Consider the following 19,971-nt stretch of genomic DNA (forward strand, 5'->3'; position numbering starts at 1 on the left):
ATTGCCAATGGCTGGCCAAACAGCGATATCGACGCCCTCATGCCATGGAATTACCAGCGCTGAACGGCCTCAGCTGCCCGCTTACGTGCCAGGCACTCTCTCGTGCAGTCGTCGACGACGGCCAGGATGCGGAAGCGGCGCCCGTCGGTGAGCTGGTCCGATACGAAGTCGAGCGACCAGCGCTCGTCGGGCCTCAGCGGCACCACCATCGGCGCCCTGGTCCCGATCGCCCGTTTGCGGCCGCCACGGCGGCGAACGGCGAGCTTCTCCTCCCGATAGAGCCGGAACAGCTTCTTGTGGTTCACGACCAGGCCCTCCCGCCTCAGCATCACGAGAAGACGCCGGTAGCCGAACCGGCGACGCTCCTGCGCGATCGCCTTCATCCGCTCGCGAAGCTCGTGGTCGTTCGGCCTGCTGGTCTCGTGGCGAACCGTCATGCGGCAACAGCCGATGGCTTTACACGCCCGCCGTTCGCTCATCCCGAAGCCTTCCTTCAGGCGAGCGACAGCTTTCCGCTTGGCCGCGGGCGTCACCATTTCTTTCCCACAAGATCCTTCAACGCGGCATTGTCGAGCATGGCGTCGGCCAGAAGCCGCTTCAGCCGCGTGTTCTCGTCCTCAAGAGCCTTCAGTCGCCGAGCCTCGGAGACATCCATCCCGCCGAAGCGGGCCTTCCAGTTGTAAATCGAGGCGTCGCTGACCCCGTGCTTGCGGCACAGATCGGCAACCGATACCCCGGCCTCATGTTCCTTCAAAATTCCGATGATCTGCTCTTCAGAGAAGCGGCTACGTTTCATGTCCTGGTCCTCTCGATGGGCCAGAACGAACTTCAAACCGGATTAGATAAGAGGGGCAAGGTCAGCGAAGCTGAAGAACGCTGTTGCGATTGCAGAGGCAGGCCGGGAAGGAGAGCTTCGTTTCTTCGGTGAGGTCGACGCGTCGGCCATCAGCATGCGGCGGGTCATAGGCCGGATCGCCAGCCGCTTTGATTACGTGCATTTCTGCTATGAGGCTGGGCCGACCGGGTACGGCCTTTATCGCCTGATCCGGTCGCTCGGGCATGAGTGCACCGTGGTTGCCCCATCATTGATACCGAGGAAGCCCGGCGATCGGGTGAAGACGAACCGCCGAGACGCCATTTCCCTTGCCCGGCTATTGCGCGCCGGCGAGCTGACCGCGGTGTGGGTTCCCGATGAAGGGCACGAGTCCATACGGGATCTTGTTCGCGCGCGGGCGGCCGCAGTCGAGACGCTACGGGTCCATCGCCAGCAGGTGAGCGCATTCATGCTCAAGCACGGCCGTAGCTATCCGCGAAAGAAGAGCTGGACGATGCGCTATCTACGCTGGCTTCAGGAACAGCGGTTCGATCATCCCGCGCATCAGATCGCACTCCAGGAGATGGTCGAGGCGGTGCGCGTCTCGAACCGCCAGCCGGTTCGAAAGCCCACGCCAGCTCATGGGATATCTCGGTCTGGTTCCCGGCGAGCGCTCAACCGGGGAGACGGTCCGGCGCGGCGGCATCACAAAGGCAGGCAACGGAACTGAAGGACGTCGGTGATCAAGCTCTGATGCGCGGATTGGCTACCGCATTCCCGATTGTGCGTCCGGGGCTGTTCCTATCTTACTGCGGGCGTCGGCGGTTCGCCGGCCACAAAGCGTCTGACGGGCATTCCCCTGCCGTGGTCCCGCCTCCGCCCATGCGCGAGATGTGCGTCGTCGCGGCGAGCGATCAGGTGACGCGCGCCTCCCTTGCGACTGCCCACATGAAGCCGACCAGTTCACGGGCGATCGCGGTGCAGACGACCGTTGTCCGTTTGCCCCGAGCGCTCAGCATGCGGTAGCGGGCTGTCAGGCGGGACTGCGCCTTCCAGGCGATCTCACGCACCTTCGGTGGCGCCTGCTCTAATCGGTATAGCTTCGCCTTCCCGACCTTGGGCGGATGTCGATAGGTCCAGGCGCTCTCGACCAACATGTGGCGAACCCGACCGCCGGAGCGCCGATCGGTCGCCCGAATCAATGCTCCAGCGTTTGGAGCGGTGCTCAAGAAACCGCTCAACATGAACTTCGCTTAAATGCTAGAGATCGTGCCCGTTGCCGACATGGCAGTCTATCAGCTCACGAAATATGCTTGGCGATCGCCATGTGCATTGCCGACCGAAGCCTTCTTCCGACAATCTGCCCGCGTAAACGCGTGCAAACTCGTCATACGGCCCGTGGATCAGCTTCCGATACAGTGTGCTGCGTTGCAGATAGTCACTTGCGTTCATGTATCCTCTCCTTCGCGTCAATTGCGACGGAGAGAGCCTAAGCTATGCCGATCCAGCTAGCGCTACGTTAAGGAAAGTGTTGGTAAAAACTTGCTCATTCGGCATAGTTCGGCGGTCGGCATAAACTGCCAAGCTCAATGATGTTGATCCGCAGGCCTGGCTTGCCGATGTGCTCTCCCGCATCGCCGACACGCCGATCACACGGCTCGATGACTTGCTTGCGTGGAATTGGAGCCCTTTGACGGCCGAGGCAGATAAAGCTGCCTGATTTGGGCCTCACATAAACAAGGCCAGCAGATGGGATGTCGCAACTCAGCTCTTTACACAGTTATGTCGCCGAGATGCTCGGCGAGGACGAAGAAGTTCTGCGCGATTGCTTGATCGAAATGTTCTCTGAAGATGGTTGCCTGGGCGCCTACGACGACTATCCCGCATCCGAATTAAGCGAAACTATCGCGGTCTTCACCGAAGACGGCATCAACAACCTTCGGCAGATTGTCGATGACCGCAGGGCTACGGCTCACGCGCCGCCGAAATGTTCCGCAGGAAACCGTCGCCCGAAATCATAGCCACCGTGGCCCTGGCCGTAGGGACACCCCGAAAAGTAATCGATTGCCGGCACGGATTTGCTCCATGAAGTCGAATAGGCTGATCGTGCCTGGATGTGTTGCGACGTTTTGATTCCCAGCGCCATGGCAACACCCCTTCGACATTTTCGGAGGATTAGATGTCCAAGGGCCGCCAACGTCAGTGATCCTATTTGCGTGCGTTGGTACCTCGCCTACACTCTCAGCCTGCGTATCTTGAGGAGATGATGGCCAAGGGGGAATCGCCGTCGACCACACGCCATTCACCGCTGGACCGTTCGTTTCGCACCGCTACTGCTGGAGCATTTCAATTGGCACAAGCATAGCGTGACCGGGAATGGTTCACATGATGCCTAAGCGACTGGCGAAGTTCGCCTTCAATCCGAGTCCATCCCTGGCCGAGCAGTTCCAAATCCTTGCCGCTGGCCTCCGGTCAGACCTCTCTGCGCTCCCATTCAATCTTTGCAACAAAACCTTTACAAGCGAAACTCTGCCAAGTTTGTCGAGCTAATGCACCATTCGGGTTAGCCCGGATATCTCACACCATCTTGCGGGTAGGTCTGTCGGCGGGGATTTGCGAGCGCATAAGTTGCGGGCCAGGAACGTCGACCACGCGCAGCGGGTAGTTGGCGATTTCCTTGTTGTTGACGTGAGGTTGCATCGGGGCCTTCAAATCTTCCGCCGGGGGATGGATGTCGCGTATGTATTCATCGCAGAAAGATGGCGATCAGCGCGCTTGAGCTCTTCCAGTGATACTATTCGGTCACGGGCTGCGAGCAAGCCGCATAAGACCTCGGAGACGGCGAGAGCAGGGGTCAATGTATGGAAGAAGCTTTGACTTTCCGTCGAGACGAGGACCACCAGCTCAGCGATTGTCACTAGAGGGGAGACCTCGCTATCGGTAATCGCAACTATTCCTACCCCTTTTTCACACGCGACCTCGGCGAGCTCCAGAGTTTGAAGCGAGTAAGGGTTGATTGAAATCGCTAGCAGAACATCTTCAGCGCTGGCGCGAATGAGCGCATCGCCGCTTGTGCCCGCCGGACCATCGAGATGAACGGTCTTTTCGCCGAGCAATGTCATCACATAATGGAAATGCCAGGCGACTGAATGGCAGGAACGTAGCCCGAGAACATAAATCCTTCGGGCTTTACCTAAGCGGTCTGCCATCATACCGAGCCGCGAGAGCGTGTCGGGTTCACAAACGCGAGTGATCTGTGTGGAGAGGCTCTGGAGCATTCGATGTGCCAGTCCCTCACCAGTCATCCCCCCTTCGTCTCTCTGCAACGCCCGGGCGGCAAATCCGTCGGCGCTGATCCGAATCACATCGGCGTGCTCGCCACGGAAATCGTCATATCCGGAGTAACCAAGAAACTTGGCCAAGCGAGTCATCGTAGAAGGCTGCACGCCGGCGTTGCGGGCCAACTCTCTCATCGAAACCAGCGCTACTTCTTGCGGTTGCTCCAAAATGTGACGCGCAGCCCGCTGCAACTGTTCAGACATGTCGTCAAATCGTTCAATGATACGAGCGTGCAGAGGACCCTTTTGCAACATTTGCCTCGTGTAAGCTGCCATAACTCAACCGAACCATCTCTCTGACGTGCTCAAAAGTCAAACACAGGCATCCGAGCGCGCCGTGGCTTCGGCTCATTGGGCGGCGAAAACAAATGCATCAAAATCATCAAGATGGAACACTTGTTGCATTTTCTTATGAAATCTGCAAATCATGCGCGGCACGCTCGCTATCCATGCAGCCTAGAAATCTTAATGACCAAAATCCTTCATCGAACCATCGGTACGGAGCTCCCGAGAGCCGCAGGAGGAAAAGGAATCTACATCACTGATAGCGAAGGTCGGCACTATCTGGATGGATCCGGCGGCGCAGCAGTAAGTTGCCTCGGCCACAATCATCCAGAAGTTTTAGATGCGATGAAGGTACAGATGGAACGTATCGGATATGCTCATACGTCGTTCTTTACAACCGAAGTGGCCGAGCAGCTTGCTGAGCAACTGGTTGACCTCGCTCCAAAGGAGCTCGAGTATGTCTACTTGGTGTCAGGTGGCTCTGAAGCTGTCGAGGCCGCTCTGAAGATGGCGAGGCAGTATTTCGTCGAAATCGGCCAGCCTCAGCGGCGCCATATCATTGCACGACGACAGAGCTATCACGGGAATACGATTGGCGCGTTGGCCACCGGCGGCAATGCATGGCGCCGTGAACAGTTTAAGCCAATCTTGCCGGAAACACATCATGTTTCGCCATGCTACGAATACCGCGACGTGCAATTGGGCGAGACGGCGGACGCATATGCTGAGCGACTTGCTGCGGAGCTGGAGACGAAGATTATCGAACTGGGGTCGGATCAGGTCATGGTTTTCGTAGCGGAGCCGGTGGTTGGCGCGACACTGGGTGCCGTGGGACCTGTGGCCGACTATTTCAAGCGGGTCCGGCATATCTGTGACAAGTACGGGATCTTGCTTATTCTAGACGAGGTGATGTGCGGGATGGGGCGGACCGGCACGATCTTCGCTCTGGAGCAGGAAGGTGTAGTGCCTGATCTGGTGACTATAGCGAAAGGGCTAGGCGGAGGCTTCCAGCCGATCGGTGCAGTGATTCTTTCCGAGAAAATCTATCGCGCGTTTGCGGAAGGTTCAGGTCTTTTCCAGCACGGGCATACCTATGTTGGTCATCCGATCGCTGCGGCGGCAGCCAACAAGGTCGTTGAGATTCTGAGGCGCCCAGAGATATTGCGGAACGTCGTCAACATGGGCGAACGCCTCCAGGCCGGTCTTGAGGCAGCCCTCGATCGATCGCCCTTCGTCGGCGACATTCGGGGCCGGGGCCTGTTCCGTGGTGTTGAAATTGTGGCAGATAAGGACACGAAGCAGCCTTTCGATCCAGCTCGCAAAATTCATTCCAAGGTTAAGAGGGAGGCGATGCAGCGGGGCCTGATCTGCTACCCTATGGGAGGTACCATTGACGGCGTACATGGCGATCACGTGCTTCTGGCGCCCCCCTATATTATTCAGCCCGAGCAGGTCGACTTGATCGTAGACCGGCTCGCTAACGCAATTCGGGCGGCCGTTGCAAGCTAAGGCTTGTTGAGATTCATCGTGAATTTATGACGGCAGCTGGGAGATTGATGAAGGCTGCGAAGCTCTGGTCGGTTTTGTCGGCCGCATGGCAATACGCTTGAACTCCTTGAGTTTGCAAAAGAAGTTCTCGATGATGGCGCCATTTGTAGAGTTCCTTGTCGAGCGGCATGGGAGAAGCGCGGCGTGGGTGCTGTGAGATGACGATCTTGGCGCCGCGCTCATTCAGGTCGGCAATGATGGTATTGCTGTCGAAGGTTTGTCGGCGATCAAGCCGCCGAAGCAGACACCATCGATGAGCGGTGCTACGCCCACGATGTCGAACCGCTGGCCGGGCAAAAGGACAAAGCGCACAAGATTGCCAAGCGCATCGGTGAGCGCCAGGATTTTGGTGGTCATGCCGCCCTTGGAGCGGCCTATGGCCTGGCTTTGAGTCCCCCTTTTGCGCCCTGTCATGGCGGTGGACCTTGATAATCAAGAAAGCTATCGTTTTTTCTGCGCGACCCAATAGACGTGATTTTCCCTGCGTAGATCCTCGTAGGACTTGATACGTGCCTTGGCAGCCTCGCCACCTCGGGCCACCAACAAGGCAATGAGCGTGTCGATCAAGGCCGTTGATCCAGCGTAACAGCCAAAATGATGCGTCGACAGGACAGAGACTATGATTGTTTCGTCGGCGCTGAAGTCGGGCGATATAATTTCACTGTCAGAAATGAGGATCAGCTTCACGCCTTTCCGGCGCGCAAATTTGCAAGCCTCTATAGTCTCTCGAGAATATGGAGTGAAGGTGATAGCAACCATGACGTCGCTTTCACCTGCGGAATGCAGCTCATCGATCGCGCTATTCATGTGACGAGGTATCAGTTGCAGTGTAGGCAACGCCATCCGGCCGACATAGTGCAGATAGTAGGCCATCGCATAGCTTGCTCGAACAGCGGTTAAATACACTGTACAAGCCGTCAGCAACATTTCTACGACGCGCTGCATCTGCTCGGGAACCTGGCATTCGAGGGAGCGTTGTACAATTGCGAGGGTATTCATCGAAGCGTCGGCCTGGATCTGGCCTAATCTGCCGTTTTCTCTCAAGCGTTCAATCCATTCGGGTTGATCAACACCGGCAGAGGCCGATACGAGCGCGTGCCTGAACGGTTCGCGTAGCTCATCATAGCCCCCAAAGCCTAAGCGTTGGGCCAATCGCACGAGAGTATAGGTGCTGACACCCGCTTTACGCGCGGTTTCCCGAATAGGGTCGAGGCCAAAATCCGATGGATGATCAACGACGTATTTCGCGACTGTTCGCAATCTGCGGGGGAGGGCGGGAAGCCCCTCCTTGATGTCGGAGATTATGCGAGTCCTCAAGGTAGGATCCATTAGTCATCGTCCAAAAGCCAAAAGCCAAAACAAATGTTTTGTTTTCTGAATATTTACTAAAAATGTTTTTTGTGCAAGAATGTTGTCATCAAATTCGTGTAGTCGATTCAGTCTTCAGGAAAAAACATGTCCGGTACATTGCCTTCGCATGCATCTGTCGTTGTCATCGGTGGCGGCATCATGGGGTGCTCGACCCTGTACCACCTTGCAAAGATGGGTGTAAGCGACGTGATCCTGCTGGAGCGTAACGCACTGACGTCAGGAACGACATGGCATTCTGCTGCCCAGGTCCGAGCGCTTCGGCACTCCCGCAATCTGACGCGGATGATCCAGTATTCGGTCGAACTGTATTCGCAACTCGAGCAAGAAACGGGCCAGTCGGTCGGCTGGATACAGAAAGGATCGCTCTCGATCGCGACGAGTCCGGACCGCCTTACCCATATCCGGCGGCAAGAGGCGCTGGCACAGGCATACGGGATCAACGCCCGATCCATCTCTACTGAAGAAGCGAAGGAACGTTGGCCGCTAATGAATGCAGAGGATGTTTTGGGCGCGGTGTGGTCGCCCGAAGACGGGCGCGTCTCTCCCTCTGACGTTTGCGCCGCATTGGTGAAGGCCGCAAGGAGGCTGGGCGCTAAGCTGTTTGAACGCAGTGGTGTGACCGGCATATTGACGGACAACGGACGTGTGCGCGGGGTGGAGACCTCACAAGGTACAATTATGTGCGACGCGGTGGCGCTTTGCGCTGGGCTCTGGTCGCGCGAAGTAGGCGCGATGGCGGGCGCGAAAGTCCCGGCGCTCGCGTGTGAACATTTCTATCTGCTGACAAAGCCCGTCGAGGGCATCGTGGGCAACACGCCAACGCTGTCGGATCATGACAATCGCTTGTACATCCGGGATGACTCTGGCGGGTTGCTAGTTGGCTGCTTTGAGCCGATGGGCAAGGCGATAGCCCCGGGCATCCTAAATGAAAGCTTCGAATTCAGCCTACTACCGGAGGACTGGGATCATTTCGAGCCGATGATGATGAACGCACTGCACCGACTGCCCGCACTAGAGAAGGCAGAGGTGAAGATGCTGCTGAATGGGCCGGAAAGCTTTACGCCTGACGGCACCTTCATGCTTGGTGAGACGGCCGAGACCCGGGGGCTATTCCTCGGCTGCGGGATGAACTCGGTGGGGATCGCTTCCGGCGGTGGCGCGGGGATGAACCTTGCCCATTGCATTGTGCATGGCCACACTGCCTATGACCTCACCGAAGCCGATGCCAAGCGCTTCGGGCCTGTCTTCAACAATCTCGAACATTTGATGGACCGTGCGCCAGAAATCCTTGGCACTCACTACGACATTGCCTATCCTGGAAAGCAATTGAAAACTGCCCGCAATCTGCGCGCCCTTCCGCTCGACAAGGAGTATCGCGAGGCGAAGGCTCATATGGGACAGTTTTATGGCTGGGAACGCCCGCTCTATTTCGACAAGACTGCGGAGCCCGTTCTGCGTTTCGATCGGCCCGATTGGTTCGAGAACGTGCGCGCAGAAGTCATGGCTGCGCATGAGCAGGCCGCGATCTTCGATGCCTCCCCTTTCGGCAAGATCGAGGTCGAGGGTCCGGATGCGGAAAGCTTCCTGCTGCATGTTTGTGCCGGCCACATGGCACGCCCGCCCGGGTCGGTCATCTATACTGCGATGCTCAACGAGCGCGGTACCTTCGAATCTGACTTGACAGCGCATCGGATTGCTCAGGATCACTACCGCCTTTTCGTCGGCACGACGGCCATCAAACGTGATCTCGCCTGGCTACGCCGCCACTCTCAAGGCTACAACAACGTCACCCTGACAGACAGCACGGAATCTTACGCGGTCCTTGGGTTAATGGGGCCGGAGGCCGCGCGGATCGTCAGCGAATGTGGCGCAGCAGCGGAGCTAAACAAGGTCGGCTATTTTAAGCATGGCACAGCACATCTCGCCGGAAAGCACGTGCGTGCCGCGCGAATGTCCTATGTCGGAGAGCCAGGGTGGGAACTGACCTGCCGGGCGGATGATGTGCCGGCGATCTATGCCGCTCTGGTGGAAGCAGGGGCCAAGCCGGCTGGGGTGTTTGCCCAGACCTCGATGCGTATCGAGAAAGGCTTCTGCGCCATGGGACATGAACTGAATGGCGATGTCACCCCGATCGCCGCGGGGCTCGATTTCGCAATCCGTAAGGGAGGCGGCTTCATCGGGGCCAACGCATTGGCAGAAGCTCGCGCGCGTGGCGAGGTCTCGCACATGATCTCGCTTACGCTTGATGACGATGCAGCTGTGCTTTTGGGACACGAGCCAATCTATCTGGACGCGCGGATTGTAGGTCAGACTTCCTCCTGCACCTTCGGTTATCGTATCGGGAAACCCGTGGGGCTCGGCCACAGCCGTGAACCGCTAAAGGATGGCGTCCGGGTGAAGATCGACATCGCTCGGCAAATGCTAGAGGCGACCGTCACCATCGGCCCGCTCTTCGACCCCGAAGGCCTGCGAGTGAAAGGCCGAGGATGATGCGAAGCTCGCCCCGTATCGTGATGGCCAACGCGGCGAGGTCCTGAGTAAGTCCCTGAACCACCTCGGCGTCGTCGCTGCCATCCGCACCATCTCCGACGCCGCGCAGCAGAAGCAGCTGTTCGCCGAACGAAGTTCTGAAACGCATCCGGTTCGGCAACGCCTTTTCGGAGTTCGGCTCCAAACGTGCCGCCGACTTCGAGACCCGCTTGACCGACGCAGGCGATACGGGCGGAAATTTTATTCGTCCGGCGCGCTGCTCGCCCATGTGGTGCCGATCGTTGCGCTCGACGACGAGGGCCGCGCCTGGTACGCGATCGCCGATCGTGCCGCGCCCGGCTTGACCGTGATCGAACGATTTGTCAAGCTTCGGTCAGCGCACGACGCTGTCGGGCACGGCCATCATCGACAACGTCAAGGTGCCGAAGATCGATCTCGTGCCGGGCTACAAGGGCTATGACAAGCCGACCGCCGACGGCCCGATCTTTCAGATCATCCAGGTGGCTGTCGACACCGGCATCGCTCAAGCGGCGATCGACGAGACGGTTCACTTCGTCAGGACCAAAAGCCGTGCCTGGACCGACAGCGGCGTCGACAATGCCTGGGACATCCCTACACGATCCAGGCCATCGGCGACCTGACGCTTCGTCTCCACGCCGCGCAGGCGCTGCTGGAGAAGGCTGGCCATGCAATCGACAGGGCGGTGATCGAGCCGGCCGAGACGGTGGCGCACGCCCAGATCGTAACCGCCGAGGCAAAATCCTGTCGACCGAGATCGCCATAGCCGCCACCAGCAAGCTGTTCGCACGGCGAGAAGCCGCCACTGCACACCTGGAGCTGATAGCAGTTGCCGAGGCCTGTCTGCCTCGGTTCACCAAGCGGCGGCCCGGCAGGGCCGCCTGTCTCTTTATCCTAGAGCCACCTCGGAGTCTGTCCCACGTCACCCCCCATCGCCAATGTCGATCCGGGGCTCGGCCAGTTCGCGGTAAGCCTCACTGCTTGAGTTTTCCGCGGTGCCCATGCCCGCACAAGAGACCGATCATGCGTTTACGGTTGAGCGCGTTGTCGGATCTTCGACAAAGTCGGACATGAGACACAGCGCCATCAGAGCCATCTCACTGTTGTGAAACGATTTTCTCATCTGACACGACGCGTGCTGCGCTATTCGCAACGCGCTGCGGCACGGATAGAGGAGAAATCATCCCATGTTCACGCTGGCGGAACAACTGGTCGCCCCCGCGAAAGCCGAGCTTTCCCGAGCGGATCGAGAACCTTACGGTTGGTCGACATCACTCTTCAGGTTATCCGGACATGACCGCATTCGATTGGTCGATCTGATCAAGGAGAGCGCTGCAGATGTCGCGGACCAGATCCGGCAGTTCTGCGCTATCGTCCTCCACGATTTCTGCCAGACGTGGCAGGTGGCCGATGCCTTGCGGAGCAACATAACCGAACACATAGAGGTGCGCGCGCAGCGCATTCACCAATTCGGTTCGCTGATTCACGAACTGCCCTCTGGCGCGAAACACGATAGCCCGGGACTGCTGCTCCTTGGTCTTCGGTTCGACAAAGCGCATTGTCGGTCGTTGCGCTGCTTCGACAGATCGCCTCCGCATCTGCGATGTAGTTCTTCTGCCGCTTGATGAACGGTTTGACATAGCCCGGCGCAATCAGTCTTGGCTCATGGCCAAGCCGAGCCATCTGACGGGCCCAGTAGTGGGAGCTGCCGCACGCTTCCATCGCCACGACACATGCCGGTTGACTCGCCATGAACTTGCAAAACTGCAGGCGCGACAGCTTTCTTCGGAACACGAGAGAGCCGTCTTCTGCCGCTCCGTGCAGCTGAAAGACGTGCACTTCAGACCCCGCCGAAGCAGTTCGTCGCTTAGCAACTCAATTGTTCACGGTCGACCAAAACTCGCGACGACGCGGAATTAGCCGCTTCGGGACCGCGCCGCCACATATCCACGACCGACGCATAAGCCCACATCGAGGCAACCACGCTTGGCCCTCGACATCCGCTTCGTCGTCGCCAATCTCGACAAAGGGTCCGCCGAACACGTCTACGACGTGATCTAATGCGCCCGCGGTCAGGCCGAAAACCTGATCAAGATGCACAAGAATCACAAGAGTCAGCTCGCCTCCGACAGCACCAGTTGCCGCTGGCGGATTGCCAACCAGGTCCGCGGTGCCCAACGCCTCACACGTTCAGCTGCTCGTGAGTAGGGCAGGTTAGAACATAAAAAATACTTGAACCAACGCTAAGACAAAGAAATGGTAGCATTGTATATATGTTGACCCAAATAGCCTATCGCAGAGGAATCGCGTGCGGCGCATAGGCGCAGAAGCTCGCGATGCTCCATCTCGGCTGCGCGAATTCCGCCAGCCATAGCGAGAGGTGCTCGAACAAATCGATCAGTCTTCGCATTTATCAGTTCTATTGTCGAAAGCGTTTCAGGTCTAGTTGCAGGAAGATATAAGCATCTGTGGAACTGCCAATGCAAATTTTGCCATTTTGAAGTATTGTTGTCATGATAAGTATTTTCGAGTTCACGCAAGACTTCGCCAGCAGCCGAAACGTCTCTTTCTTTCAAATTTGGTAGTGCGTGCGACAAAATATCGCATTCCAGAAGATTCCTCAAATCCAGCAGTTCGATAATTTTCTCTCGCTTCATTGAAATGACGATAGCGCCCTTGTGCGTTCTGAGCGCAACCAACCCCTCGACCTCCAATTGGCGGAGGGCCTCGCGAACCGGCATTCGGCTCACCTCATACTCTTCTGCAATAGTTTCCTGCACGAGAGAGTCGCCGTCCCGCAATTCTCCGTTGAGAATGCGATCTCGTAAAGACTCGGCCAGCATTTCAGATAAACTTTGTCTTTTGATTGGGAATTTTGCTCTCGGTTTCATGGGAGTTGCCAACACTTAGTTCTCCTTCCCGCGTGCATTTACGCGAATGGTGCAGTACATTGTTTTAACTAGACGCGTGGCGACCTGGTTTCCGGTCGTATAAAGCGCACCACATCGCCTCCATTAGGCGATTGCTTCCAGACGATGATCAAAGCTGCGTAGTTTCTGTGACAGGCATCGGATGAAGAGATTTCGAAGGGTGGAAGAGAGTGTCACGAAATGCTGGAGTGAGCCGAGCGTCCAAAAACCTTGTCGGATTCGCACCCGCTTGCGGAGTGTTTGAGCCTTTATACGATCGGTGCTCGACGTTCGGCACGACCTGGTGCCAGGACGCAGCGAATGAGCGTAGTTGTCGGTGACGATGCGCCTTGGCTCCCAATCCTTGCTTTTTCAGAAGTCAGGTCAGCAATGGCCGGGCGGCCTTGGTGTTGCGCCGTGTCTGCACCTGCCGGCGATCTTCTGACCGGGGTCAATAAGGGCGGCGAGTGTATTTTGCGAGGTGATGGATTTGCCGATATCTCGTCTCCTATGGCGTGCAATCTGACGCAGACCGGACATTTGGATTTCCTTCCTTGTTCGGTCGCGACGTCACCCACTACATAATTGCCGGTGGGCAGCTCCTGCCGCCTCTGGCGAGGAAGCATCAAAAATCGTGCCAACTGCCGAAAAAAGACTCAGAACGAAAAACAGCCTGCACAAGAGTTAATCAAGAATCCAAACTGAATATTACCGTGTCGCGGAGTCGACAAGCCCGGCAGTAGCTGTCGGCTGCCCGGCGTTTTCCCGGAATCGCGGACGGATTCCTCTGCACGTCCGGAGTTCAAGCGCGTCATTCAACAACGTTCCGCGTTCTGCGATCTCAGACGATATTGGCTATGTTGTGCGTGTTTGGTCATCCGCAGACGCTCATGGACTGAGGAGAGATCCTCCCGGATCACGCCCACCGAGACGCCGTCACCGCCGTGAGGGCCGCTCTTTATCGCGTCGCCGGCCGGCGAAAAGCTTGCGCGTCATGGTTCAAGTGGTAGCTGCGGGGGTCTGAAACATGTAATGGGCCTAGAAAACCTTCGTCGCAAACTGATTGGCAAGATCGTGTCCCGCTGCGTGGTGTAGCTGGCGGCATTGGTGGCCGTGCTCTCGGGCATGGGCCGGGCTGATCAGCGCGCCACGGCTGGCAGGCTGATCAGGGGATCAGCGCTCATCTGGCTGATCGTTTCTATCTGGCCCGCTGCACTGCCCATTTCGTTCTGTTCGAGCAGGATTGCGCCGACGAGGCGCAGGATCGCATCGTTGTTACGTTGAGACGGTCGACCGGATTCGTAACCGGTATGACCATCTCGGTGCCGATGTCCGGCTGCGGTTTCCAAGATCGCGGCGTATGGTGCGACCATCCGGGACGGAGGCACCGGGAGCACGAAGGTACGGGCAGGCCGATCCGCACGATGGGCCGAGAGCTTTTGTTAGTAGCTGGCCGCCTCTGCGACTCGCCCGGTTGCGCCGTGAGCGCGAATCCGTGGTTGTCGTGTCGCCCGCCGCTCCCGTCGTTTCGCTCTGACAGGAGGCGCATATGCGACGCGTGATTGGAATGGACCGCACCGAGCCTTCGGGGAGGTGGTTTTCTGGGAAGATGACAGGCTTCGACATGGAGGCGGGTCCATATGACGCGATCGGCGCTGGAGGGCTTTGGTAAGAGCCTTCTGGCGACAGACGAGGTGGTAATCGGGGCGACCGGTAACTGCATGGCGGTGTCCCGGGTGTTGTCGCCCTTCGTGAAGCGGGTGGTCATCGCCAACCCACTTCAGGTGAAGGCGATCGCTCATGCCCATGTGAAGACCGACAAGGTTGAGGCGGGCAAGCTTGCAAGCGGCGGGCTATCTGCCGGAGATCTGGACGCCAGATGCCGCCACCGAGCGAATGCGCAGGCTGATCGCGCGGCGCTATCAGGTCGTGCGGCATCGGACCCGGATCAAGAATGAGGTGCATGCGATCCATGCGCACCTCATCCCGAAGTGTCCGCACGCCGATCTGTTCAACGTCCGCGCCGCGCCTTGCTGGCGCGTCAGCCAGTGCCCGACGATGAGCGCTTCGCGATCGAGCGGCATGTGCGCGAACTCGATCGGCTTGCCGAGGACCTGGTGACCCTCGACCGGGAGATTGCCGAGACCATGCTGGACGATCCAGCGATCATGCGTCTGCTCACCATCACCGGCGTCAAGGCGGTGGCAGCGGGGCTAATGGCGATCGGCGACATCGCTCGCTTCAAGAGCCCCAGATTGCACTGAGACAATGGGCAATGAAGTCATCGAGATCCCCGCCGCTGACTTCGGCCCTCAACCGCAGTTCCGTTTTCGCGAGACATCCTTCCCGGCCCCGCTGACTGGTGAGGAGCATGAGCGCATTGTCGACGTTTCGCTGAGCTGTCTGCGAGCTCTTAACCTTGGCTGGGGGCCAACGAACATCGAACTCCGGTGGACGAAGCGCGGCCCGTCGTCATTGAAGCCAATCCGCGTCTTACTGGCGCGCCCGATCCTCAACTGATTCAGCTGGCTTACGGTGTTGATCCCATCACCGAGCACATCAAGCTTGTCATCGGCAACGAATGGAATTTGCGCAGAAGGCATTCGCACACTGCAGCCACGCGGACCCTGGTTCCCTCATCGCAATGGTACCCTCGATTGGATTGGTGGCGCCAGTCGGGCGGCTGCCTTATTCCGAATATCGGTGCGACAGCGACGCCTTAATCTGGCGTGAATGCTGTGTCGCAAAATATTGGGCGGTCGGCGACGACACCGACGTTCGCGAGTGCGCGCTAAGTCTACGTTTTTACGATGGGTGCGAGCCAAGGAAACTTGGAGCCTGTAAAGGCTATGCACCACTGCCAGATAGATCGCCCCATGGCTGCGAGACGGTCAGTTCCTTCGTGGAACGCGTGCGCGGGAGAATGCCAGGGACTGCGTATCCGGGACCACAGCAGCGCCGATCGGCGTCATTCGCGCGATTATTCGGGGCGCCGCCCTGGGCCCGAGAGGCCGTGACCGCAAGAGCGGCTACCAGTCGAAAATTGTGCCGTGTGAATGAACAAAGCGCCTCATGGAGCAGGTCTCAACGGGGGCGCTTCATTGATTTCCGAAGGAAGACATTTGTACAACTATGTCACTTTCGCGGCGCTTACGGAGGGCTTCAACAAGATTGTGACCAGCCCGGATGATATGTCCTCTCATAAATTCCACGACATCAGGGTCGCGGTTTTTGCACATGGTCAGTACTTGCCGATGTTCGCGCTCTGCTTCCTTGAAACCAGAGGTCAAAAGTAGCTGAATCCTGATGTAGCGATCGATCTGGACATTGATGCCTTGCAGAATGGCGAGCGTCTGAACGCGTCCGGCAGGCCGATAGAGACTGCGGTGAAACTCCCAGTTCAACGCGCCTACCCTAGCGATGTCCCGCTTGTGATATACCTGTTCGAGTCGCTTGAGAATTTCCGCGGAGTGAGCCAAGTCTGCGTCCGAGAGATGCTCTAGAGAGCGGCTCAGCATATCGCACTCCAGCGTTGCCCGAAGTTCGAACAACTCCATGATCTGTTCGGATGGCAATGTCGAAACAATCGCACCCTTGTGAATCTTGGAAACAATCAATCCGGCTGCTTCCAACTGGCGAAATGCCTCGCGCACGGGCATTCGGCTGCATTCGTATTCCGCTGCGATCGCTTCTTGTATGAGGGGGTCGCCTTCTTTGAACTCGCCACTGAGAATGCGTTCCCGCAACGACTCCGACAGCGCCTCCGGTAGGCTCTGCCTCTGAAGGCGAAATTTCGAGCGCTGCTTCTTCTGTTCCAGCATATTGTCCATCGTTTTTGGATCCCAAAGCTCCAGTCCAAAGCCGCCTTGTTCGCTCATGCGGATGGTCAGCCTGCTAGGAAGGTACCCTAAAAAAGAGCGACATCAAAGGGTAGACGTATTATTTGTCATCGTGTAGATTGGATCCAGATAGGCGGCAGATGGATGGAGAACCATGGCAAAGTGGGTTGGTGTATTCCCCGCAGTCACGACGAAGCTGACGAAGGATGGCAAGGTTGACCTTCGGGCGACCAGGGACAGCCTTGACCGCCTCGTCAAGGCGGGCGTTTCCGGGGTCATTGTGCTTCCGATGCTGGGCGAAAACGCCTCGATGTCGTTAAAGGATCGTGAAGACATCATCCGCAGTGCTGTCGAAGTCGTAGCCGGTCGTGTTCCGGTTCTCTCCGGGCTTGCTGAAATTACACTCGACAATGCGAAGGTCAAGGCCAAGCTCTACGAATCCTTCGGCGCCCAGGGTCTGATGGTATTCCCAAGTCTCGGCTACAAGACCGACGATCGCGAAACGGTAGAGTGGTACAAGGGTGTCGCCAGCGGCTCGTCGCTGCCGATCATGATCTACAACAACCCTATCGCCTACGGCGTAGACTGCACAGTCAACGTTCTCAAACAACTCATAGACACTCCTGAAATCGTCTGCGTTAAGGAAGAAACCGGCGACATTCGCCGCGTCACCGACATGTATGTCGAACTCGGCGACCGCTTCAGCATCTTCTGCGGCGTCGACGATCTGATCGTCGAAAGTTGCGCGCTTGGCGTCACCGGCTGGGTGTCCGGCATGACCAACGTTTGGCCGTCAGAATGCGTTGAGCTCTTCAACCTCTGCGCTCAAAACAAGTACGAAGAGGCGCGCGCGCTTTACCACATCCTGACGCCGTCCTTCCATCTCGACACCCACGTCAAGCTGGTTCAGTACATCAAGCTCGCCGAGAACCTGGTCTACGGTGCCCCGGAGTGGACCCGTGCACCGCGCTTGCCGCTCGTCGGCGAAGAGCGCGAATTCGTCATCTCTACGGTTCAGAAGACAATCAACACCCTTGCCGGGCGGATGAAGAAAGCGGCCTGATTTTCACTGACCGACACTATAGTAATAGTAGGCGGTCATCCGTCGCTGTCTCATTTCCCAACACTTCGCCATTGTGGCGCGGTGCTGCCATAAGTGTTTTTTGCCGGCGATCATGATGCTTACTCCACGCGAATTCGGTCATTGCGACCACCTGAATGCTCCCGGTCGCCCAACTGGCTCGGCCTCATCGTACTGACCTACCTGTAGTACGCACATCGCCGAGATCGGCCTTGCGAGCCTCGAAGAGAGCGATCCCGATGGGCCAAGGTGTGCCGGCGCGGCTCCGCGCAAAGCCACGGCTTACCGCCGCTGTCCGGTCGCCACGCGTCCGCGATCTTTGCGCGGCGCGCCCTGCCGGTGTCCCTCCGCTATAGCCGTCGCTTTTTTGGGGGTCGATAATGCGATGCCGCTGTTACACGGCAGCCAAGGCTGCATCAGCTTCGCGCTCCCAAGCCAAGAATACGTTCTTCGATTGCACCATGCAAGCCTTCCGTTTGCACGACAATGTCAACACGCTGGGATGATAAACCCGCTTAAGTCCAAGTGAACGACCTTGGTCATTTCAGGTCCGTGTTGCCGCTTCAGCTGTGTTCGGAACCTGACAAACCAAAGCGCAAGTATTCCGCCGTTACGGCGCGAAAACACGTCATTTGCCGTTGTTGTTCGCATCACCTATTCGGTGGCACGCCGATTGCACGGGGCACGTGGAGGATCCGTTACGACCGTGCCGGTCTCTCGCAGTCTCCGGCCGAGGAGGTCTACATGAAACTAGCTCGAACGAATGCAATGGACGTCGCATTATGGAGTGCGTTCCCGCCAAATCAAGCTTTGCCGCGTGCGTCACAGGTGCCGCTGTCATTCCCCCAGGAGCGGCTTTGGTTCCTGTCGCGTCTGGCGGGCGGCAGCAAGGCCTGTCACATGCAAATGGCGCTTCGGCTTAGCGGTAAACTGGACGAGGCTGCCTTGCAGTCCGCCTTTGACGCGTTGGTGGCGCGTCATGAGGTGCTGCGCACTACCTTCGGGGTGGAGGACGGGGAGCCGTTCCATCGAATCGGGCCGGCGGACGTCAGCCTGCCGCTGAGGCGAGACGATCTGAGGGCCGCAGCAGATGTGAAGGCGACGCTCGCGGAGCTAGTACGCCATCAAGCGCAGGCGGCGTTCGACCTGGAAGCCGGGCCGGTGATCCGCGGACGGTTGGTGCGGTTGGCAGAGGACGATCATCTAATGCTAATCTCCATGTACCGCATAGGATCGGATGACCGGTCGCGGAGGATCCTAACACGCGAGCTCAGCGAGCTCTACGCCGCGACCCGGGAGGGCCGCACGGATCGGCTGACGTCGCTTCCGGTGCATTATGCCGACTACTCGGTTTGGCAGCGCCGTTGGCTGGCGGACGAGCTCCTGGAGCATCAGCCGGAATGCTGGCTTCGGATGCTGGCGGACGCGCGAGCGGTGCTGCAGCTGCCGACGGACCGGCCGCGTCCGGCGCAGCAGGACTACAGCGGCAGTTACATCGAGTTCGTGTTCCATGAATCGCTGACCACGCAGCTCAAGGCGCTGAGCCGACGTGAGGGGACGACGCTGTTCGTGACCCTGCTAGCAGGCTGGGCGCTCGTACTGGCGCGGTTGTCGGGCCAGAAAGAGCTGGTAATCGGCACACCGAGCGCCAACCGCACGCGCTCAGAGGTCGAGGGATTGATCGGCGTGTTCGTCAATACCCTGGCGCTGCGGGTCGATCTGTCCAGCGATCCCACACTGGAGATGTTGCTTCAGCGGGTGAATGCCGCCGTGCTTGGGGCGCAGGCGCGCGGGGACCTGCCGTTTGGGCAGGCGATGGAAGGCGCCAATCCGCCCGGCAGCTTGGGTCGCGCCCAGATCTTGCAGGTTTTACTTGCACGGCAAAACAATGCTGGATCGTCGGTGGGGTTGCCGGGGCAAGAAGTTGAGTACGTCGGCGTTGACGAAAGTATGTTGCAACATAATCTTGCGCTTAACTTTGCTGAGGCTGGCAAGGCGATCCGTGGAACGCTGCTTTACGCCGGGTCCCTGTTTGCGCGGAGCACGGTCGAGCGGTTTGCGAGCTATTTACAGCAGGCGCTGAGCCAAATGGTGGCCGACCTCGGACAGCGGGTCTCGTCGGAATCGCTTCTCTTAAGCGACGAATGTCACCGTCTTCCGGCGGAGTTGAACCCAATGGAAGCGGCCTCTCCACAAGACCCCTGCATTCACGAGGTGTTTGAAGCGCAAGGTGCTGAGGAGATGGCGGTCGTCTATGAGGACCATATACCGAGCCGTC

10 protein-coding genes and 14 pseudogenes are annotated in these 19,971 nt (G+C 58.2%); 13 read left to right on the forward strand and 11 right to left on the reverse strand.

All coding sequences use genetic code 11. The annotated features are described in order from the left end of the window. Positions 1-86: 86 nt before the first annotated feature. A pseudogene (locus NKI01_RS28580) lies at positions 87-796 on the reverse strand (IS3 family transposase); the annotation flags it as partial. A gap of 46 nt (positions 797-842) precedes the next feature. On the opposite strand from NKI01_RS28580, the pseudogene NKI01_RS28585 reads away from it, so the two are divergent. Further along, a pseudogene (locus NKI01_RS28585) lies at positions 843-1,539 on the forward strand (IS110 family transposase); the annotation flags it as partial. A 189-nt stretch (positions 1,540-1,728) separates the two neighbouring features. Here the strand turns inward: NKI01_RS28585 and NKI01_RS28590 are convergent. Continuing rightward, positions 1,729-1,989 (reverse strand): annotated as a pseudogene (locus NKI01_RS28590) (IS110 family transposase); the annotation flags it as partial. A gap of 401 nt (positions 1,990-2,390) precedes the next feature. Here NKI01_RS28590 and NKI01_RS28595 point away from each other — a divergent pair. The 4 genes and pseudogenes from NKI01_RS28595 to NKI01_RS30900 form a co-directional block, all read left to right on the forward strand. After that, positions 2,391-2,534 (forward strand): annotated as a pseudogene (locus NKI01_RS28595) (transposase domain-containing protein); the annotation flags it as partial. Between the two features lie 34 nt (positions 2,535-2,568). Beyond that, complete coding sequence (locus tag NKI01_RS28600; protein WP_352965444.1) at positions 2,569-2,835, forward strand: hypothetical protein; 267 nt, start codon at positions 2,569-2,571, stop codon at positions 2,833-2,835. Between the two features lie 153 nt (positions 2,836-2,988). Further along, positions 2,989-3,189 (forward strand): annotated as a pseudogene (locus tag NKI01_RS28605) (hypothetical protein); the annotation flags it as partial. A gap of 1 nt (position 3,190) precedes the next feature. Then, positions 3,191-3,280: pseudogene (locus tag NKI01_RS30900) on the forward strand (IS6 family transposase); the annotation flags it as partial. Positions 3,281-3,391: 111 nt separating this feature from the next. Here NKI01_RS30900 and NKI01_RS28610 read toward each other — a convergent pair. After that, entirely contained in the window at positions 3,392-3,514 is a 123-nt protein-coding gene (locus NKI01_RS28610) for a hypothetical protein (RefSeq protein ID WP_352965446.1), read from the reverse strand. A gap of 8 nt (positions 3,515-3,522) precedes the next feature. Next, positions 3,523-4,407 (reverse strand): MurR/RpiR family transcriptional regulator, encoded by an 885-nt coding sequence (locus tag NKI01_RS28615; RefSeq protein ID WP_352965477.1) that lies wholly within the window; start codon positions 4,405-4,407, stop codon positions 3,523-3,525. Positions 4,408-4,620: 213 nt separating this feature from the next. Here NKI01_RS28615 and NKI01_RS28620 point away from each other — a divergent pair, with 213 nt between their 5' ends. Beyond that, positions 4,621-5,946: an aspartate aminotransferase family protein gene (locus tag NKI01_RS28620; protein ID WP_352965449.1), complete on the forward strand. Its 1,326-nt coding sequence runs from the start codon at positions 4,621-4,623 to the stop codon at positions 5,944-5,946. A 13-nt stretch (positions 5,947-5,959) separates the two neighbouring features. Here NKI01_RS28620 and NKI01_RS28625 read toward each other — a convergent pair. Next, positions 5,960-6,418, reverse strand: a pseudogene (locus NKI01_RS28625) (IS5 family transposase); the annotation flags it as partial. Between the two features lie 8 nt (positions 6,419-6,426). Then, a complete protein-coding gene (locus NKI01_RS28630; RefSeq protein WP_352965451.1) occupies positions 6,427-7,314 on the reverse strand; it encodes a MurR/RpiR family transcriptional regulator in 888 nt (295 codons plus the stop codon). Positions 7,315-7,440: 126 nt separating this feature from the next. Here NKI01_RS28630 and NKI01_RS28635 point away from each other — a divergent pair, with 126 nt between their 5' ends. Together NKI01_RS28635 and NKI01_RS28640 are read left to right on the forward strand one after the other, a co-directional pair. Further along, on the forward strand, positions 7,441-9,846 hold the full coding sequence (locus tag NKI01_RS28635) for a GcvT family protein (protein WP_352965453.1): 2,406 nt from the start codon (positions 7,441-7,443) through the stop codon (positions 9,844-9,846). Between the two features lie 58 nt (positions 9,847-9,904). Further along, positions 9,905-10,650: pseudogene (locus NKI01_RS28640) on the forward strand (acyl-CoA dehydrogenase); the annotation flags it as partial. Between the two features lie 497 nt (positions 10,651-11,147). Here NKI01_RS28640 and NKI01_RS30905 read toward each other — a convergent pair. Further along, positions 11,148-11,423, reverse strand: coding sequence for a hypothetical protein (locus tag NKI01_RS30905; protein WP_502899485.1), 276 nt, complete (start codon positions 11,421-11,423; stop codon positions 11,148-11,150). A gap of 405 nt (positions 11,424-11,828) precedes the next feature. Here NKI01_RS30905 and NKI01_RS28650 point away from each other — a divergent pair. Next, positions 11,829-12,033: pseudogene (locus tag NKI01_RS28650) on the forward strand (transposase); the annotation flags it as partial. Between the two features lie 74 nt (positions 12,034-12,107). Here the strand turns inward: NKI01_RS28650 and NKI01_RS28655 are convergent. The 3 genes and pseudogenes from NKI01_RS28655 to NKI01_RS28665 form a co-directional block, all read right to left on the reverse strand. After that, the gene (locus NKI01_RS28655) at positions 12,108-12,755 is read right to left on the reverse strand and encodes a GntR family transcriptional regulator (protein ID WP_352965455.1); all 648 of its coding nucleotides are present in this window, start codon (positions 12,753-12,755) and stop codon (positions 12,108-12,110) included. A 453-nt stretch (positions 12,756-13,208) separates the two neighbouring features. Next, a pseudogene (gene nifH / locus NKI01_RS28660) lies at positions 13,209-13,313 on the reverse strand (nitrogenase reductase); the annotation flags it as partial. A 599-nt stretch (positions 13,314-13,912) separates the two neighbouring features. Further along, positions 13,913-14,050: pseudogene (locus NKI01_RS28665) on the reverse strand (IS256 family transposase); the annotation flags it as partial. 272 nt (positions 14,051-14,322) lie between these two features. Between NKI01_RS28665 and NKI01_RS30910 the strand changes: the two are divergent. Together NKI01_RS30910 and NKI01_RS28680 are read left to right on the forward strand one after the other, a co-directional pair. Beyond that, positions 14,323-15,028: pseudogene (locus NKI01_RS30910) on the forward strand (IS110 family transposase); the annotation flags it as partial. A 7-nt stretch (positions 15,029-15,035) separates the two neighbouring features. After that, positions 15,036-15,464 (forward strand): annotated as a pseudogene (locus tag NKI01_RS28680) (ATP-grasp domain-containing protein); the annotation flags it as partial. Between the two features lie 407 nt (positions 15,465-15,871). On the opposite strand, the gene NKI01_RS28685 reads toward NKI01_RS28680, so the two are convergent. Beyond that, a complete protein-coding gene (locus NKI01_RS28685) occupies positions 15,872-16,651 on the reverse strand; it encodes a GntR family transcriptional regulator (RefSeq protein WP_352965462.1) in 780 nt (259 codons plus the stop codon). A gap of 115 nt (positions 16,652-16,766) precedes the next feature. On the opposite strand from NKI01_RS28685, the gene NKI01_RS28690 reads away from it, so the two are divergent. Further along, entirely contained in the window at positions 16,767-17,675 is a 909-nt protein-coding gene (locus NKI01_RS28690) for a dihydrodipicolinate synthase family protein (protein WP_352965464.1), read from the forward strand. A gap of 786 nt (positions 17,676-18,461) precedes the next feature. Further along, positions 18,462-19,826 (forward strand): annotated as a pseudogene (locus tag NKI01_RS28695) (condensation domain-containing protein); the annotation flags it as partial. Between the last annotated feature and the right edge of the window lie 145 nt (positions 19,827-19,971).

This window comes from Mesorhizobium sp. M0815 (assembly GCF_040319995.1).
Classification (GTDB): Bacteria; Pseudomonadota; Alphaproteobacteria; order Rhizobiales; family Rhizobiaceae; genus Mesorhizobium.

Excerpts from the sequence above, each read along its gene's own strand:
- NKI01_RS28600 (WP_352965444.1), top strand. The coding sequence starts at position 2,569 with ATGTCGCAACTCAGCTCTTTACACAGTTATGTCGCCGAGATGCTCGGC.
- NKI01_RS28655 (WP_352965455.1), bottom strand. The coding sequence starts at position 12,755 with ATGAAACCGAGAGCAAAATTCCCAATCAAAAGACAAAGTTTATCTGAA.
- NKI01_RS28610 (WP_352965446.1), bottom strand. The coding sequence starts at position 3,514 with ATGCAACCTCACGTCAACAACAAGGAAATCGCCAACTACCCGCTGCGC.
- NKI01_RS28620 (WP_352965449.1), top strand. The coding sequence starts at position 4,621 with ATGACCAAAATCCTTCATCGAACCATCGGTACGGAGCTCCCGAGAGCC.
- NKI01_RS28630 (WP_352965451.1), bottom strand. The coding sequence starts at position 7,314 with ATGGATCCTACCTTGAGGACTCGCATAATCTCCGACATCAAGGAGGGG.
- NKI01_RS28690 (WP_352965464.1), top strand. The coding sequence starts at position 16,767 with ATGGCAAAGTGGGTTGGTGTATTCCCCGCAGTCACGACGAAGCTGACG.
- NKI01_RS28615 (WP_352965477.1), bottom strand. The coding sequence starts at position 4,407 with ATGTTGCAAAAGGGTCCTCTGCACGCTCGTATCATTGAACGATTTGAC.
- NKI01_RS28635 (WP_352965453.1), top strand. The coding sequence starts at position 7,441 with ATGTCCGGTACATTGCCTTCGCATGCATCTGTCGTTGTCATCGGTGGC.
- NKI01_RS28685 (WP_352965462.1), bottom strand. The coding sequence starts at position 16,651 with ATGAGCGAACAAGGCGGCTTTGGACTGGAGCTTTGGGATCCAAAAACG.
- NKI01_RS30905 (WP_502899485.1), bottom strand. The coding sequence starts at position 11,423 with ATGCGCTTTGTCGAACCGAAGACCAAGGAGCAGCAGTCCCGGGCTATC.